The sequence below is a fragment of the Streptomyces sp. NPDC096193 genome (assembly GCF_040302905.1).
GTDB lineage: Bacteria > Actinomycetota > Actinomycetes > Streptomycetales > Streptomycetaceae > Streptomyces.
The window spans coordinates 291,707-306,546 of the sequence record NZ_JBEOSJ010000002.1; the positions used below are offsets into that span (position 1 = coordinate 291,707).

Annotated in this window: 18 protein-coding genes; 8 read left to right on the plus strand and 10 right to left on the minus strand. The window is 70.4% G+C overall.

The window, feature by feature from the left end; all coding sequences use genetic code 11:
- Window position 1: 1 nt before the first annotated feature.
- The 3 genes from ABTX78_RS04005 to ABTX78_RS04015 all read right to left on the minus strand — a co-directional run bounded on the left by ABTX78_RS04005 (window position 2) and on the right by ABTX78_RS04015 (window position 3,139).
- Window positions 2-1,375, minus strand: coding sequence for an MbnB/TglH/ChrH family RiPP precursor modification enzyme (locus ABTX78_RS04005; protein WP_352205236.1), 1,374 nt, complete (start codon window positions 1,373-1,375; stop codon window positions 2-4).
- Window positions 1,376-1,531: 156 nt separating this feature from the next.
- Window positions 1,532-2,314, minus strand: a complete 783-nt coding sequence (locus ABTX78_RS04010) for a DUF4142 domain-containing protein (RefSeq protein WP_352205237.1) — start codon at window positions 2,312-2,314, stop codon at window positions 1,532-1,534.
- A 108-nt stretch (window positions 2,315-2,422) separates the two neighbouring features.
- On the minus strand, window positions 2,423-3,139 hold the full coding sequence (locus ABTX78_RS04015; RefSeq protein ID WP_352205238.1) for a peptidyl-tRNA hydrolase: 717 nt from the start codon (window positions 3,137-3,139) through the stop codon (window positions 2,423-2,425).
- A gap of 80 nt (window positions 3,140-3,219) precedes the next feature.
- Between ABTX78_RS04015 and ABTX78_RS04020 the strand changes: the two genes are divergently transcribed.
- Window positions 3,220-3,894, plus strand: a complete 675-nt coding sequence (locus ABTX78_RS04020; protein WP_352205239.1) for an AIM24 family protein — start codon at window positions 3,220-3,222, stop codon at window positions 3,892-3,894.
- A 146-nt stretch (window positions 3,895-4,040) separates the two neighbouring features.
- The gene (locus ABTX78_RS04025; protein WP_352205240.1) at window positions 4,041-4,706 is read left to right on the plus strand and encodes an RraA family protein; all 666 of its coding nucleotides are present in this window, start codon (window positions 4,041-4,043) and stop codon (window positions 4,704-4,706) included.
- Window positions 4,707-4,770: 64 nt separating this feature from the next.
- Here the strand turns inward: ABTX78_RS04025 and ABTX78_RS04030 are convergent, their stop codons facing one another.
- On the minus strand, window positions 4,771-5,511 hold the full coding sequence (locus tag ABTX78_RS04030; RefSeq protein WP_352205241.1) for a flavodoxin family protein: 741 nt from the start codon (window positions 5,509-5,511) through the stop codon (window positions 4,771-4,773).
- Window positions 5,512-5,970: 459 nt separating this feature from the next.
- On the opposite strand from ABTX78_RS04030, the gene ABTX78_RS04035 reads away from it, so the two are divergent.
- The 3 genes from ABTX78_RS04035 (at window position 5,971) to msrB (ending at window position 8,019) form a co-directional block, all read left to right on the plus strand.
- Complete coding sequence (locus ABTX78_RS04035) at window positions 5,971-6,891, plus strand: NADP-dependent oxidoreductase (RefSeq protein ID WP_352205242.1); 921 nt, start codon at window positions 5,971-5,973, stop codon at window positions 6,889-6,891.
- Between the two features lie 146 nt (window positions 6,892-7,037).
- Window positions 7,038-7,490, plus strand: a complete 453-nt coding sequence (locus ABTX78_RS04040; RefSeq protein WP_352205243.1) for a DUF5709 domain-containing protein — start codon at window positions 7,038-7,040, stop codon at window positions 7,488-7,490.
- An 82-nt stretch (window positions 7,491-7,572) separates the two neighbouring features.
- Window positions 7,573-8,019, plus strand: a complete 447-nt coding sequence (msrB, locus tag ABTX78_RS04045) for a peptide-methionine (R)-S-oxide reductase MsrB (RefSeq protein ID WP_352205244.1) — start codon at window positions 7,573-7,575, stop codon at window positions 8,017-8,019.
- A 39-nt stretch (window positions 8,020-8,058) separates the two neighbouring features.
- Here msrB and ABTX78_RS04050 read toward each other — a convergent pair whose 3' ends face one another.
- From ABTX78_RS04050 to ABTX78_RS04070, 5 genes are all read right to left on the minus strand, one after another.
- Window positions 8,059-8,355 carry a DUF6510 family protein gene (locus ABTX78_RS04050; RefSeq protein ID WP_352205245.1) on the minus strand — a complete coding sequence of 99 codons (297 nt, stop codon included), beginning with the start codon at window positions 8,353-8,355 and terminating at the stop codon, window positions 8,059-8,061.
- Between the two features lie 11 nt (window positions 8,356-8,366).
- Window positions 8,367-9,110, minus strand: a complete 744-nt coding sequence (locus ABTX78_RS04055) for a ferredoxin reductase (protein WP_352205246.1) — start codon at window positions 9,108-9,110, stop codon at window positions 8,367-8,369.
- Entirely contained in the window at window positions 9,080-9,679 is a 600-nt protein-coding gene (locus tag ABTX78_RS04060) for a molybdopterin-dependent oxidoreductase (RefSeq protein ID WP_352205247.1), read from the minus strand. The genes ABTX78_RS04055 and ABTX78_RS04060 overlap by 31 nt, the downstream gene beginning before the upstream one ends.
- Before the next feature lie 148 nt (window positions 9,680-9,827).
- On the minus strand, window positions 9,828-10,721 hold the full coding sequence (locus ABTX78_RS04065; RefSeq protein WP_502993757.1) for a polysaccharide deacetylase family protein: 894 nt from the start codon (window positions 10,719-10,721) through the stop codon (window positions 9,828-9,830).
- Window positions 10,722-10,758: 37 nt separating this feature from the next.
- Complete coding sequence (locus ABTX78_RS04070) at window positions 10,759-11,244, minus strand: MarR family winged helix-turn-helix transcriptional regulator (RefSeq protein WP_352205497.1); 486 nt, start codon at window positions 11,242-11,244, stop codon at window positions 10,759-10,761.
- 255 nt (window positions 11,245-11,499) lie between these two features.
- Here ABTX78_RS04070 and ABTX78_RS04075 point away from each other — a divergent pair, with 255 nt between their 5' ends.
- Both ABTX78_RS04075 and ABTX78_RS04080 read left to right on the plus strand, forming a co-directional pair.
- Window positions 11,500-12,006: a cupin domain-containing protein gene (locus ABTX78_RS04075; protein WP_352205249.1), complete on the plus strand. Its 507-nt coding sequence runs from the start codon at window positions 11,500-11,502 to the stop codon at window positions 12,004-12,006.
- A gap of 140 nt (window positions 12,007-12,146) precedes the next feature.
- Window positions 12,147-13,610 (plus strand): S1 family peptidase, encoded by a 1,464-nt coding sequence (locus tag ABTX78_RS04080; protein ID WP_352205250.1) that lies wholly within the window; start codon window positions 12,147-12,149, stop codon window positions 13,608-13,610.
- A 143-nt stretch (window positions 13,611-13,753) separates the two neighbouring features.
- Here the strand turns inward: ABTX78_RS04080 and ABTX78_RS04085 are convergent, their stop codons facing one another.
- Window positions 13,754-14,251 (minus strand): MarR family winged helix-turn-helix transcriptional regulator, encoded by a 498-nt coding sequence (locus tag ABTX78_RS04085; RefSeq protein WP_352205251.1) that lies wholly within the window; start codon window positions 14,249-14,251, stop codon window positions 13,754-13,756.
- A gap of 97 nt (window positions 14,252-14,348) precedes the next feature.
- On the opposite strand from ABTX78_RS04085, the gene ABTX78_RS04090 reads away from it, so the two are divergent.
- Window positions 14,349-14,762, plus strand: coding sequence for an organic hydroperoxide resistance protein (locus tag ABTX78_RS04090; RefSeq protein ID WP_352205252.1), 414 nt, complete (start codon window positions 14,349-14,351; stop codon window positions 14,760-14,762).
- Window positions 14,763-14,840 lie beyond the last annotated feature (78 nt).

Here is a 14,840-nt window from a genome sequence, read left to right on the forward strand (position 1 = left end):
GTCACCTCCCGACCAGCGCGGCCCGTGCCGCCCGGACGAACCGGGTGGCGCGCCGGGGCGGGTGCGCTCCGGCCCGCTCCTCCCACCAGCGGGCCAGCAGTCGGCGCGCGGTCTCGTCGGCGGGCTGCCCGGCGACGAGCAGCCGCTCCGCGAAGTCGAGCGCGTCACGCCGGTAACCGGCCCGCATGGGGCGGCACTTGGCGTACGTGAGAAAGGCGGGTCGGTACCCCTTGCCGAGTATCTCCGGCAGTTCGGGCGCGACCTTGGCGACGACGTCGGCGCGCTTGGCCGCGAGCGCGCGGCTCTGCACCCGGAGCCGCAGCGGGTCGAAGCCTTCGGGGGCAGGAGTCCCGGCGACCAGGGCGGAGAGCAGGGAGGCCTGGGCGATACCGACGCGCTCCCGGGCCCCGGGGTCTTCCTCCCCGCTGGTGACGCGCACGCCGCCGTCCGTGGCCCTCGCTGCCGCCCGCGGCCCGCCGTCGGCGCGGGCCGTACGCCCATCTCCGTCGGCGGAGGCGGTACGCACATCGCCGTCGGCACGGGCCACGGGTCCGGCGCCGTTCACCACCGTCGCGCGGACGGTCTCCATTTCGGCCGCCAGCTCCCCGGGCGGCGGGAAGTCGTCGTCGCGCTCCAGCAGGACGCCGGGCGGCGCGACCCGGGACCTCAACGCGCGCAGGACCCGCAGGACCGGTTCGGTGACCGGGTGGGCGTGGGTGTCGTGCCAGACGCCGTCGCGTTCGACACCGCCCGCGACATGGACGTACCGGATCGCCTCGACCGGCAGTTCGTCGAGCGCCTTCGCCGGGTCCTCCCCGCGGTTCACATGGTTGGTGTGGAGGTTCGCCACGTCGATCAGCAGGCCCACGCCGGTGCGTTCGACCAGCTCGGCCAGGAACTGGCCCTCCGTGAGCTCCTCCCCGGGCCAGGAGATCAGCGCCGCGATGTTCTCCAGCGCCAGCGGTACCGGCAGGAGGTCCTGGGCGATGCGGACGTTCTCGCAGAGCACCTTGAGCGCGTCCCAGGTGCGGGGCACCGGCAGCAGATGGCCGGCTTCGAGCTGGGGGGAGGCCGTGAGCACGCCCCCGGCCCGGACGAACGCGATGTGCTCCGTCATGAGCGGAGAATCCAGCGCCACAGCCCGCTCCGCGAGGTCCTTGAGCTTCTGCTCCGAGGGACGGTCCGCGCCGCCGAGACCGAGGGAGACCCCGTGCGGGACGATCTTGGTACCGCGCGCACGCAGCCGCGTCAGCGAGGCGGGCAGATGGCCGGGGCAGACGTTCTCCGCCACGACCTCGACCCAGTCGAGGCCCGGCAGGTCCTCCACGGCGTCCGCGATCTCAGGACGCCAGCCGATTCCGATACCCAGTTCCATGGGAAGTCCCCTCCTCTGCCCACTGCGCCGTGTGACGGTGCGTGCAGGGCCTATGGCCCCGCAGGACGGCGGCGAACCCGGAGGAGGGGACGTTCAGAGGTTGATTTGAGGTTGCGGTCCGCGAAAAGAACCAAGCTGTCCCGTGATCGACGGCCCTCAGCCGGCGGGCTGCGGTTCGGGCGCCTCCGGGCGGTTCGTGTTGACCGTGCCCGGCGCGACCGGCGAAGGGCTCGACGTGAGGGACTGGTTCCCGGACGGCTCAGCGGGCTGCGGCGCCGGCGGCAGGTTGCCGTCCGGCGGCGGCGGGCCCGTGGGGCTCGCGGTCACGCCGGTTGCCGCCTCGTTGGCGATGGCGTCGAAGTCGACCATGCCGGTGTTCTCCAGCATGGTGATGTGGTCCAGCACCGTGACGTTGGCGTCGGATGCGAGCTGCCGGATCAGTGTGTTCCGGGTGGTGTGCCGGACCTGCGCGATGAGCGAGAAGACCTTGCCGTGCGCGTTGCGCAGCAGGTTGGCGAACTTGTACTCGTACTCCCGGCCGCTCGCCGCCGACAGCTCCCGCAGCCAGCCCTGCTGCTGGTCGTTCGGCTGGTTCGGCAGCTCCACCCCGAGCTGCGCCGCCACGGTGCGGGCCCGCTTGTCGAGGTCCGCGTGACCGACGATCAGGTGGTCACCCGCGTCCTTGATCGCCTTCGTGGGGGCCCGCTCGATCGCCTGCTGCCCCGCGGGCAGCTCCCAGAGTCCCGCCAGCCGGACCTTCACCAGGAAGTCGCGGTCGGTCGCCGTCAGAGGTCCCCACTGGGTCGCCACCGAAGAGGCGTTGATGTTGTCCTGGCCGGTGCCGGAACGGTCCGCGTACGACCACACAGGGAACGCCAGGGCCCCTACCGTGGCGACCAGGGCCGCGATGATGAGTGCCGTCCCGTTGATGCGCCGCAACAAAATGCCTCCTGAGCCGATGTGCTACACCGCAAACCAACCGCCAACTGAATCCGTGTTCAATGCATTCGGCGGTACTGAGAGGTACGTAACGCAGCGGCGGAGTGTTCAACTCCGGAGCGAGGGATGATCGACGACCACGGTGCAGGAGCCCGGAGCGATCTCCGTGAACCCGGCGTCGCGCACCACGGGCAGCCCACTGACCGTGAGTTCCTGCCACAGGGGCCGCCCCGGAGTGCGGACGGAGAGGCGGAATCCCGCGTCCCGCCACGACTTGCGGTCGGCGTCCGACAGTTCCCACCACGCCAGCTGGGCGCCGTGCCCGGCCTGGGCCATCGCCTTGCCGGCCGACATGTCCAGTTCCGGGCTCAGCCACAGCACCGGCTCTGCCGGGCCCGGCTCGGCCGGCGCCTCCGGGTCGTCCAGATCCGTGCCGGAAACCTGGAGTTTGGCCAGCTCCTTGGGCCAGCCGTCGAGCGGCACCGGCGGGAAGACCCGTACCTCCGCCTCTTCGCCCGTCACCGTGATCCCGGGCAGCGCCGACGCCTTGCGCCACTCCGCGCCCCGCGCTCGTCGGACGACCTTGCGGATGCGGGCGTCCTGCCAGTCGCGCATGGCCTGCGCCCACTCTCCCTCCCCGGCCGAACGGTCGTCGGACAGGATGGTGAGCACGGCCCGTGCGGCGGTCTCCAGCGCGTCGGTGCGCGCCGGAGGCGCGCCCTTCTCGATCCGCACGACCAGCGGCAGCACGTACTGCGGGGCTTCGTCGCGCGCGACGCTCTCGTGCCGGAAGGGGCTGCCGGGGCTGATGTCTTCGCTGCTCACACCGCCAGTCTGCCAGCCGCTCCGGACCCGTTGTGCGGGGCTGTTGGCGGAACGGATGCATCCGGGCGACGATGCACCCCATGAAAAGCGATCTCTTTGCCTCGGAGAACATGGCGCAGCAGGCCACCGTGCCCGGTATGACCCTGCAGAACGCCAAATCGGTCAAGTACGCCGTGAACGGCGAGATGCACGCGCGGCAGGGGTCGATGATCGCCTACCGCGGAAACCTCCAGTTCGAGCGCAAGAGCCAGGGCATCGGCGGCATGCTCAAGCGTGCCGTCACCGGTGAGGGCCTGGCCTTGATGGCGGTACGCGGCCAGGGCGAGGCCTGGTTCGCGCACGAGGCGCAGAACTGTTTCATCGTCGACATCGACCAGGGCGACTCCCTGACGATCAACGGCCGCAACGTCCTCTGTTTCGACGCCACACTCTCGTACGAGATACGGACGGTGAAGGGCGCCGGTATGTCCGGCGGGGGCCTCTTCAACAGTCTCTTCACCGGCTACGGGAAGCTCGCCGTCATCTGCGAGGGCAACCCCATCGTCATTCCCGTCACCGCGCAGCAGCCCGTCTACGTCGACACGGACGCGGTCGTCGGCTGGAGCGCCCAGCTCAGCACCTCGCTGCACCGCTCCCAGTCCGTCGGCTCGATGATCCGCGGCGGCTCGGGCGAGGCCGTTCAGCTGATGCTCCAGGGCGAGGGTTTCGTGATCGTGCGGCCCAGCGAACTCACGGCGCAGCCCGCGTCGAACTGACGCGGCCGGTGATCGTGTAGCCGCCGCTGCCTCGGCGGCGCAAGATGGAGAGTGCTGCCGAAGAGCTCGGCGAAGGCGTCGGCGCGCCATCCCGCGCCGCCGTTCCCGCTCCGCAGGCCGGGCCGCGGCGGCGTCCGGGAGGTCCGATGGTGGAGGAAGAGTCGCGACTGCGCGAACTCGCAGCTCGTGTGCACACCGCCGACGTCGTCGACGCCATAGGGCGATTTCACCGGCACCGATGCCATCTGATGGATCTGAAGAGCCCCACGCCGGATCGCCTGCTCTTCGGGCAGGCCGTCACCGTCTCGTATCTGCCGTCGTGCGAGAAGTTTCTGCCGACCGACCGGTACAACTTCACCGAGCTCTTCGGAGAGGCCATCCGCGACGGCGGGCAGGGACGGGTGCTGGTTCTGGCGAGCAACGGCTACCCCGACGCGTCGCTCGGCGGCAAGGTCAAACTCTCCTCGCTCGCGACCCACGGTCTCGCCGGCATCCTCACCGACGCCCGCCTGCGTGACTTCACCGAACTCGCGGAGTACGAGTTCGCCGCCTACTGCAGCGGCGAGGCCGTGCACTGGGGCGGGGACTCCGTCACGCCGTACGAGGCGAACCGGCCGGCTGTGGTGTCGGGAGTGCTGGTGCGTCCAGGCGACTATGTGTTCGCCGACGCGGCCGGGGCGGCGATCATCCCCGGACCGGAGGTGCTGGCGGTCCTCGAGGAGGCCGTGCGGGTGGTGAACGACGAAGCACGTTTCGTCGAGATGAGCCACGGCGAGGGCGACAGCGGATCCGGGGGCGGGCCGAAGGAGTAGGCCGCCGGCTCTTTCGCTTCGACCGGTGGCCCCCGATCGGTCTACCCACGGGCCACCGGCCCGCTCACCGATGCTCCGGGTTCGGCTGGTCGAAGCGCGCGCCCGTGTCCCACTCGGTGCGCTGGTTGCCGCGGGCGGGGATGCCGCCGGCTCGCTTGATCATGGCGGCGAGGTGCATCAGGTTCCAGGTCATGAAGGTGACGTTGCGATTGGTGAAGTCGTTCTCCGGTCCGCCCGATCCGGGGTCGAGATACGAGGGCCCGGGCCCGGCCTCACCGATCCAGCCGGCGTCCGCTTGCGGCGGGATCGTGTACCCGAGGTGCTGAAGGCTGTAGAGGACGTTCATGGCACAGTGTTTCACCCCGTCCTCGTTGCCGGTGATCAGACAGCCGCCGACCCGTCCGTAATACGCATACTGGCCACGGTCGTTGAGCAGCGACGAGCAGGCGTACAGCCGCTCGACGACCTGTTTCATGACGGAGCTGTTGTCACCCAGCCAGATGGGGCCGGCCAGGACGAGGATGTCGGCCGCGATGACCCGCTCGTACAGGGCGGGCCACTCGTCGCTCTGCCACCCGTGCTCGGTCATGTCCGGCCATACGCCGGTCGCGATGTCGTGATCGATGGCCCTCACGACCTCGACCCGGACCCCCTGCGTCTCCATCAGCGCCCGGCTCTTGTCGATGAGTCCCTGGGTGTTGCTCACCTCGGGCGACCGCTTGAGCGTGCAGTTGACGACGAGGGCGCGGAGGCCGTCGAAGCGGTCGGGAAGCGCGTCGGCGGTGGGCGGCGGCTGGGCGGTCACGGAGCCCTCCTGGAATCTGTTCACCGTGCCGTTCACGGAGGTGCGACGCCGTCCTCCTGGAATCTGTTCACCGTGCCGTTCACGGAGGTGCGACGCCGTCCATGGTGCGCTCCGGCTCTCTGCTCCGGCCGCTACGGCGCGGGGGACGACGGACGACCACACCACCAGCCCAACGGCCCATCACAGCCAGGTCCGGCGGTGTGACGGTGTGTGAGTCCGGCCGAGTTGCCCGTGCCACGGCGGGGTGGTTGTGTCGATGGAGGGACATGGGCACGGGGCGACCGATGTGATCCTTCGTCATGACGGAGGGTCGGCGAGGCAGGAAGGCGCCCGCGGAGCGCGCCGCTCACGCCGCTGACGCCGCCGCCGGACCGGACGAAGACCTGGCCCCGGCGCGAACCGAGGTCCGAACGATCTGTGCGCTGCGACCGGACGTATCCGTCATCGAGAGGACCCGTCATGCAAGCCATCACTGTCCGAGACCGCGAGGCGGGTCTCGGTGGGCTCTCTCTGACGGACATGCCGTACCCGCATGCCGCCGAGAACGACGTCATCGTGAAGGTGTACGCCGCGGGTTTCACGTCCGGGGAGCTCGACTGGCCGGGAACGTGGACCGACCGCGCCGGCCGCGACCGCACCCCGAGCGTGCCCGGCCATGAACTGTCCGGTGTCGTCGCCGAACTCGGTTACGGCACGACCGGTCTCACTGTCGGCCAGCGGGTGTTCGGTCTGACCGACTGGACGCGCAACGGCTCGCTGGCCGAGTACACCGCGGTGGAGGCCCGCAACCTCGCACCCCTTCCGTCGGACGTCGATCACGTGGTGGCCGCGGCAGTGCCGATCTCCGGGCTGACCGCGCAGCAGGGTCTGTTCGACCACGGCCGTCTCACGACGGGGCAGACCGTACTGATCCATGGTGCCGCGGGCGGTGTCGGGTCGATCGCGGTGCAGTACGCGCGTGATGCGGGGGCCTGCGTGATCGGCACCGGGCGGGCCGGCGGCAGGGACGTGGCCCTCGGTCTCGGCGTTGATGTCTATCTGGACCTGGAGAACGAGTCGCTGGAGGACGCCGGCGAGGTCGACGTGGTGTTCGACCTGATCGGCGGCGACGTCCTCGACCGCTCGGCCGCGCTGGTGCGCGCTGGTGGCACGCTCGTCGCCGTCGCCATGCCGCCCACGGTCCGTCCCGAGGACGGGCGCGCGGTCTTCTTCATCGTCGAACCCGATCGCGCCGGGCTGGTGGATCTTGCCCGGCGGCTGCGGGACGGGCGGGTGAAGCCGATCGTCGGAGCCGTGCGGTCGCTGGCCGAAGCGCCGGACGCATTCGGACCCGGCCGGCGCGCCCGCGGCAAGACAATCATCCGCGTCGCGCAGGACTGAGGGGAAAGGGCCCGTTCCTCTCCCAGATTCCTGTGACGGCCAACCGCGTTACGCTGGGTGGAATGATGCATTCCGGGATGGCGGCGTCCCCCGGGCCGCTGTTCGGCTCTCGCCGGGGCGCATCCCACGGCACGAAGGACTCAGCGATGGCATCGACGAGCGAGCCGGAGAGCTCCGAATCGGCGGGGCTGCTCAGATCCCAGGAGGGTCTGGACGACGAGGAGATCGGCGACTTCCTGGACGCCGGATACTCGCCGCCGGAAACGCCTCTGGGCATCGGCGAGTGGGGCGTCACCGCCCGGGAAGCGCTGTCGCACGAGGACCTCGACCATCGGCTGGCCCGGGAGGTCGGCGAGGACGCCGTCGACGAGGGCGACGGGATCGGTGACGCGTCGGACACGGACGGCGAGCTGATCGACGACGAGGTGGGCGATGTACGGGCGGGCCGCCTGCTCGCCTGGGACACCGACGTCACGGGCGGCCGGCGCTACGACGGCTACGACTACTGGGCGCATGACGTGGGCATCGACGGCGGGGCCGCCTCCGCGGAAGAGGCAGCCGTGCACATCGTTCCGGACCCCGAGGACCAGCAGCGCTGAGATCGGGCGCGGTCGCTCGAGTGCCGTCGTCTCTGGGCGTGGCCTGGTGCGATTCGACGGACGATCCGCCCAAGGAGGTGTCATGCCCGAGTACTTCAAGAACCCCGAGGCTGTCGCACAACTTTCACCCGAGCAGTACCGGGTCACGCAGCAGGACGGCACGGAGCGCGCGTTCGCCAACGAGTACTGGGACAACAAGGAGCCGGGCATCTATGTGGATGTCGTCTCCAAAGAGCCCCTGTTCGCTTCGGTGGACAAGTACGACAGCGGAACGGGATGGCCCAGCTTCACCAAGGTGGTCGACGCGGTGAACGTCGTCGAGCGGCAGGACGCCTCGCACGGGATGGTGCGCACCGAAGTCCGCTCGGCCCACGGGGACAGCCACCTCGGTCATCTGTTCCCCGACGGGCCCAGGTCCGCGGGCGGACTGCGCTACTGCGTCAACTCGGCTTCCCTGCGCTTCATCCACCGCGACGACCTGGAGCGTGAGGGCTACGGGGCCTACGCGGACCTCTTCGGGACGGGGTGAGGAAACGCGCCGACGTGAGCGGACGCGTTCCGGGCGCGCTCACTCGTCGTGCATGGGAATGGCGATCGCGGACGTGCCGCTCATGTCGAGCCAGACCTCGCCCCTGCCGCGGACCATGCGCATCATGACCTCCCCGCATCCCGGGCAGCGGGCGACACGGCCGGGGCCGCGGTCGTACACATGCAGCCCGCCCAGGGGCCCGGTACGGGTGCAGTGCGCACACCGGCTCATCGCCGCGGTGACATCGACCGCGAAGATTTCGGAGAGCGGTCCGGCGAGCGCGTTGCCGTCCCGGTAGGCGGGCTCGCTGAACGCGTAGCCGGCTGAAACCGTCATGTCACCCTCCGCTAGCCGAATCGTTCTGTGCGGACGCGCTCGGGGGAATGGCCGAGAAGAACCAGGTAGGTGGCGGCCTTCTCGACGAAGCCGGTGGGGCCGCAGACGTAACAGGTCGGCTCGAACTCCGGGGGCCAGCCGTGCCGCGCCAGGTCCTCCGGCTCCACTCGCCCGGCCGGCCTGGGCCATCCCTCGGGTGTCACCCGCGTGTAGAGGTACGTCATGTCGAGGCCCGGAGAGCCCTTGCGCAGCTCGTCGGCGTAGAGACGGTCCGCCGGCTCGCGTACGGAGTACAGCAGACGGAACGGCACCCGGCTGCCGATCGACGCCCTGGTACGGATCATGGACATCAGCGGCACGACTCCGGAGCCGCCCGCCACCAGCAGCACCGGCTCCGGCTGCTCGGGCTGCCAGACGAACCAGCCGCCGACCGGGCCGCGGAGCTCCACGAGCCCTCCGGCCGGCAGGGTGTCCACGAGATAGGGCGAGACCTCCCCGTCCGCTATGCGCTGCACCGTGAGTTCCAGATGCTCGCCGTCCGGGATCGACGCGATCGAATAGCTGCGCTGCGTGCTGTACCCGTCCTCGGCCGTCAGCCGGACATCGACGTGCTGACCTGCCAGATGGCCCGGCCAGTCCGGCACGCTCAGCACGAGCGTGGTCGCCGTTCCCGACTCCGTACGCCGGTCCTTCACCTCAGCGGTTCGCCAGCGCAGACGGTCACCTAGTCGCCCCTGTATCGCTGCTCTTGCCATGGGTCTCCGTAGTTGTGGTAGCCGGCGCTCTCCCAGAAGCCCGGTTCGTCGTCCAGGCGGAGCTCGATCGCGCGCACCCATTTCGCGGACTTCCACAGATACAGATGCGGAACGAGAAGCCGGGCGGGGCCGCCGTGTTCGGGCGCCAGCTCCTGGCCGTCGTAGTCGTGCACGATCCACGCCTTGCCGTCGAGCAGGTCCTCCAGCGGGAGATTGGTGGTGTAGCCGCCGTAGGAGTGGACGAGGGCGAAGTCCGCCGCGGTCTCGACATCCGCGAGCAGTACGTCGAGCGAGACTCCTCGCCACTGTGTGTCGTACTTCGACCACTTGGTCACGCAGTGCAGGTCGACCGTGGGGGTCTCCATCGGCAGCTTCTGCAGCGCTGCCCAGTCCCACGTGTGGCGCTGGCCGTCCTCCGCGACGACCGCGAGCTCCCATGTGTCCAGCGGCACGTGGGGAGTCGGGCCGGCGGAGAGCACCGGGAAGTCGAACGTCTCGTACTGGCCGGGCGGCAGTTTCTTGCCGTCGGTGGGCCGCCGGCCGTGGAATCCTGGCGAAATGATGGGCATGCGCGCATCGCCTTCCTCAGCGCAGGAAGTGCTCCGAGGACAAAGGGCTTCCTTGCCCTGAAGGCCTGTATCCAGCATGCGCCCGGATGCCGCTGATGCTCCACTCGGGGCGGCCGGTGCGACGAGGCGCCCGGACACGAGTCGGACCCTAGGCACGGCCCCTGCGCATCAGCTCCGAGACCTTGACGAGGCGGTAACCGCGCTTGCGCAGTTCGGGGACGATCTTCCGGACCGCCTGTTCGGTGACCGGGGCCGCGCTGCGCGTGCAGTGCATCACCACCAGTGATCCGGGCTTCACCCCGGCCAGGACCTGTTCCGCGACCGCGTCCGCGTCCGTCGCGAAGGCGTCCCCGCTGACGACGTCCCACTGGACGGCGGTCACCTGGGCGGGGGCGATGGCGCGCAGGGCGTCGTCGTCGTAACAGCCGCCCGGGAAGCGGAAGTACGGCACGGTGTTGCGCACCCCGGCCTTCGCGAACGCGGCGAACGCCCTGTCCACATCGGCCCGCATCTCGCTCCTGTCCACCGTCGGGAGTCCGTAGCAGGAGGCCTTGAAGGCGTAGTGGCTGTAGGAGTGGTTGGCGGTCTCGAAGAGCGGGTCGTTGCCGATCGCCCTCGCCTGGTCCGGATACTGCTCGGCCCAGCGGCCGGTCATGAAGACGGTCGAGGGGACCTTCAGCTCCCGCAGGGAGGCGATGAGGCCGGGGTTGTCGAAGTGCTCACCGTCCGCCGCCCTCGGCCCCTGATCCGCCGTCATGTCGGCGTCGAAGGTGAGCGCGACGGTCATGTCGCCCGCCGCGGTGGACGAAGCGGCCCGCTCGAAGACGGGTGTCACCCCGCCCGGACCGGGGGCGAGTGTCGGGACCTGCTTCGCGCGCTGCTCCGGAGGCTTTCCGGGCCGGGGTGCGGCAGCGGCGGCCTTGCCGGGGGAGGGCGGGGCGGACGAGGCTCCGCCTCCGCAGCCGGTGAGCACGGCACCCAGGGCGGCCGCGGCCGCAAGTCTTCGTACGATAATGATCACTGACGGAAAATATACGATCATTCCATCAATGAGGGGACACGGCGCCCGGTGTCGGGTTCTACGTACCCGAGGTCCAGCCGAGCGGGTGCAGTTCCACCGGTCCGGACGGGGCGTCCGGCTCGGCGCCCGCCTCGGAGAAGGCCTTCAGCGCCGCGATCAGGGACGCGCGCTGCTCCGGTGCCAGGCGCTCGACGATCGTGCTGATCTCCCCGCGCCGTCTGGTCATCACCTCGTCCACGATGCGCGCGCCCTCCTGGGTCAGCCGCAGTTCCGTCTCGCGGCGGTTGCCAGGGTTGGTCCGGCGGTCCACGAGGCCGACGGCGATCAGCCGGTCCACCATGCGCATCGCCGTCGAGGGGCTGACGGCCAGTCGCTCCGCGAGCAGGACGAGCTTGGCGGCGCCGTGCGTGGACAGCACGACCAGCAGGCGGAACTGGGGGAGCGTGACCCGGTCCTCGACCGACGCGAGGGACCGTGCCGAGATCGCGACCAGCAGCCGGGAGGCGGTGAGCACCGCGCCGGTGACCGCCTCCACGTCGTCCATTCCGTCGGTGCGCGGCACGCCGTCCGAACCACCCGTCCGTGGGTGGTCGCCGGTCGCGCCGGGCTGCTGTGTCTGCTCCTTCATGGGCCTCTTTCTACCCTGCCGTCACGACCGCCGGGTGAACGTGCTCCTCGCCCGACCCGTACTCATGGCGGGCGCCGCACCGGTCGCCGGTGGCGGTACCGCTCTCTTGCACTGTGCAATGATGCCCGGCGGGGGCTCGCCGACGTCCGGGCCCTGTTCGGGAGGAACGAGATGACGGTGTCCCCGAGAGCCGGAGTTCTCGCCGGCCTGGCCGACGTACGCGCGGTGCCCGCGGACCGCGGCGGCGCCCTGTGGCGCCTGTCGGAGGCGGGCAGGCAACTGGACGCCAACATCATCCGCGTACCGCCCGGTGAACGGGTCGCCCGCCATGCCGAAGCCGACCTGGACGTCCTCCTCTGTGTCCTCGACGGCAGCGGTGAGCTGGAGACCGACGCGGGCCGGCAGCGCCTGGAGGCCGGTTCCGTGGCCTGGCTTCCGCGCGGCATCCACCGTGCGCTGTCCGCCGGAGCGGACGGGCTCGCCTATGTCACCGCGCACACCCGCCGCCCCGGACTCGCCATCCGCAACGCCTCCGCCGTCGCCGCTGCCGCGGAACCGGAACCGGAAGGTGGCGAAGCCGCCTGTCTGCTGAGCAGGATCTGTCCCGCCTGCGACCGTCCGGCCGAAGCGATCGACGCTCGTTACTGCAGCCGTTGCGGCTGTTCACTTCCCACCTGAGCCATTTTTGACGGGCCGTCAACAAGGTTCTTCTGCTTGTGCGGTGAGAACAACACGCGCCTCATGCGTATCCAAGGGCGGACGCGTCCCCCGGTGTCCATCGGCAACCGGACTCCGTACCCCCTACAGGAGGCGACGAGTTGAGTCACAGGCGAATAACCAAGCGAAAGGCCGTTCTGGCGGGAGCGGGTGCCGTCGGCATCGCCGCGGCCGCCGTCCTGCTCCCACAGGCCTACGCTGGGCAGGACGGTTCCCAGTCCGAGGCGGCGTCGGCTCCGAAGAAGATGAGCGCCGCCTCCGCGGCAGAGCTCCTCCAGCAGCTCGGGCAGCAGCTCGGCGAGTCCTACGGCGGCGCCTACTACGACTCCGGCAAGCAGCAGCTCGTCGTGAACGTCGTGGGCAACAACAACAACGTCGTGGTCCAGGTCAAGAAGGCCGGCGCGGTGCCGAGGAGCGTCCAGAACAGCGCCACGAAGCTGACCGCGGCGAAGAGCACGCTCAGCAAGCAGGCCACGATGGCCGGCACCTCCTGGGCCGTGGACCCGCGGAACAACCAGGTCCTCGTCACCGCGGACCGCACCGTCGCCGGCGAGCGCTGGGACAGACTGGAATCCGCCGTGAAGGCCCTCGGCCCCGGTGTGGCCCGCATCCAGAAGTCCGCCGGAGAGTTCAAGACCTTCCTCGAGGGCGGCGACGCCATCTTCGGCGGCGGTGCGCGCTGCTCGCTGGGCGTCAACGTGACCACGCAGGACGGCAGCCCCGGCTTCCTGACCGCCGGACACTGCGGTGTCGCGGCCGAGCAGTGGTCCGAGGAGGCGAACGGCGAGCCGATCGGCACGGTCCAGGACGCGGTGTTCCCGGGCGAGGGTGACTTCGCGCTGGTGACGTACGACGACCCGGCGACGGAGGCCCCGAGCGAGGTCGACCTCGGCAACGGCCAGACGGTCGCGATCACTCAGGCGGCCGACGCGGCCGTGGGCCAGGACGTGATCCGGATGGGCAGCACCACCGGGCTCGACGACGGACAGGTCACCGGACTCGACGCCACCGTGAACTACCCCGAGGGCACCGTCACCGGTCTCATCCAGACCAACGTGTGTGCCGAGCCGGGCGACAGCGGCGGCGCGCTCTTCACCCAGGACGGCAGCGCGATCGGCCTCACCTCGGGCGGCAGCGGAGACTGCGCCTCAGGCGGTGAGACGTTCTTCCAGCCGGTGACCACGGCCCTCGCGGCGGTCGGCGCGCAGATCGGTGACGGCGCGGGCGCCGGAGAGGGCGCGGACGGCGGCGCCGAGGCGAACGCGGGAGCTGACGGTGGCGCCGAGGACAACGGCGGTGCCGAGGCGAACGCGGGTGCCGACGGTGGCGCCGAGGACAACGGCGGTGCCGAGGCGAACGCGGGTGCCGACGGTGGCGCCGAGGACAACGGCGGCCTCGACGGAGGCGTGCAGGACAACGGCGGTGCCGAGGCCAACGCCGGTGCCGACGGCGGCCTGCAGAACAACGGCGGAGCCGACGGCAACGCCGGCGCCGACGACAACGGCGCCGGCGGGAACGACGCGGGGGGTGACGCCGCCGGCGACGGCACGGGCCGGCACAACTGACGCCGAGTCTGTGCGCACACCCGCAGACGAGGAGCCCCGGACATCGGCGGATGTCCGGGGCTCGTCCGTGCCCGGGGTGCCCGATGCGTCGGCCCCGGACCCGCTCCGTCCCGAGGGGCGTGCCCTGCCCACCCCGCGGGGCGTCAGTCGTCCTCCGTCAGGCAGGCCGCGGCCTCCAGCCCGGTCGTGTCCAGCGTGGCCGTGAGCGCCTCCAGCTCGGAGCGCAGCGCGCGGATCCGCTCCAACGACAGGCCCGTGGCCTCGCCGATCCTGCGGGGTACGTCCAGCGCCTTCTGCCGCAGCCCCGCGCCCGCCGCGGTGGGCCGGGCCGTCACGGAGCGCTCGTCCTCCTTGCTGCGCCGGCGCTCCACATAGCCCGTCGCTTCGAGCCGCTTGAGCAGCGGGGACAGGGTCCCGGAGTCCAGTCGCAGATGCTCGCCGATCTGCTTGACGGGCAGCTCGCCGTGCTCCCACAGTACCAGCATCACCAGGTACTGCGGGTAGGTGATTCCCAGATCCCTGAGCGCGACCCGGTAGACGCTGTTGAACGCCCGGGACGCGGCGTGCAGCGAGAAGCAGATCTGGTGGTCGAGGCGGAGGAAGGCCTCGTCCGGCACATCGGTCAGTGGCGTCTTCTCCATGCCCCCAGCATACCTGCACCCCATTTAGTTGTGCACAACTTAGTTGTGTGCTCTACTTGCGTCATCGGTTCGCAACGGACGAAGAAGGATGCATTTCATGGACGCGATCTACACCGCAGTCGCCACCGCCAATGGCCGTGAGGGCCGCGCCGTCAGCTCCGACGGTCAGATCGACCTCCCGCTCGCCTTCCCCGCGGCGCTGGGCGGCAACGGTCAGGGCACCAACCCCGAGCAGCTCTTCGCCGCCGGCTATGCGGCCTGCTTCGCCAGCGCGATGGGCGCCATCGGCCGCCAGGAGGGGATCGACGTCAAGGACGCGTCCGTGACCGCCGAGGTCAGCATCGGCAAGGACACCGACGGCGGCTTCGGCCTCTCCGTGATCATGCGGGTCGAGCTTCCGGACCACCTTCAGGGCGAGGCCGGCCGTGACCTCCTGGAGAAGACCCACGCGTACTGCCCCTACTCCAAGGCGACCCGCGGCAACCTGCCGGTCGAGCTCGTCGTCGAGTAGTCGCCCCGCGCAAGGAGAAGCCCGGGGCAGGGAGTTACCGGACCTGCCCCGGGCTTCGCCGGCTGCTCCAGAATTCTG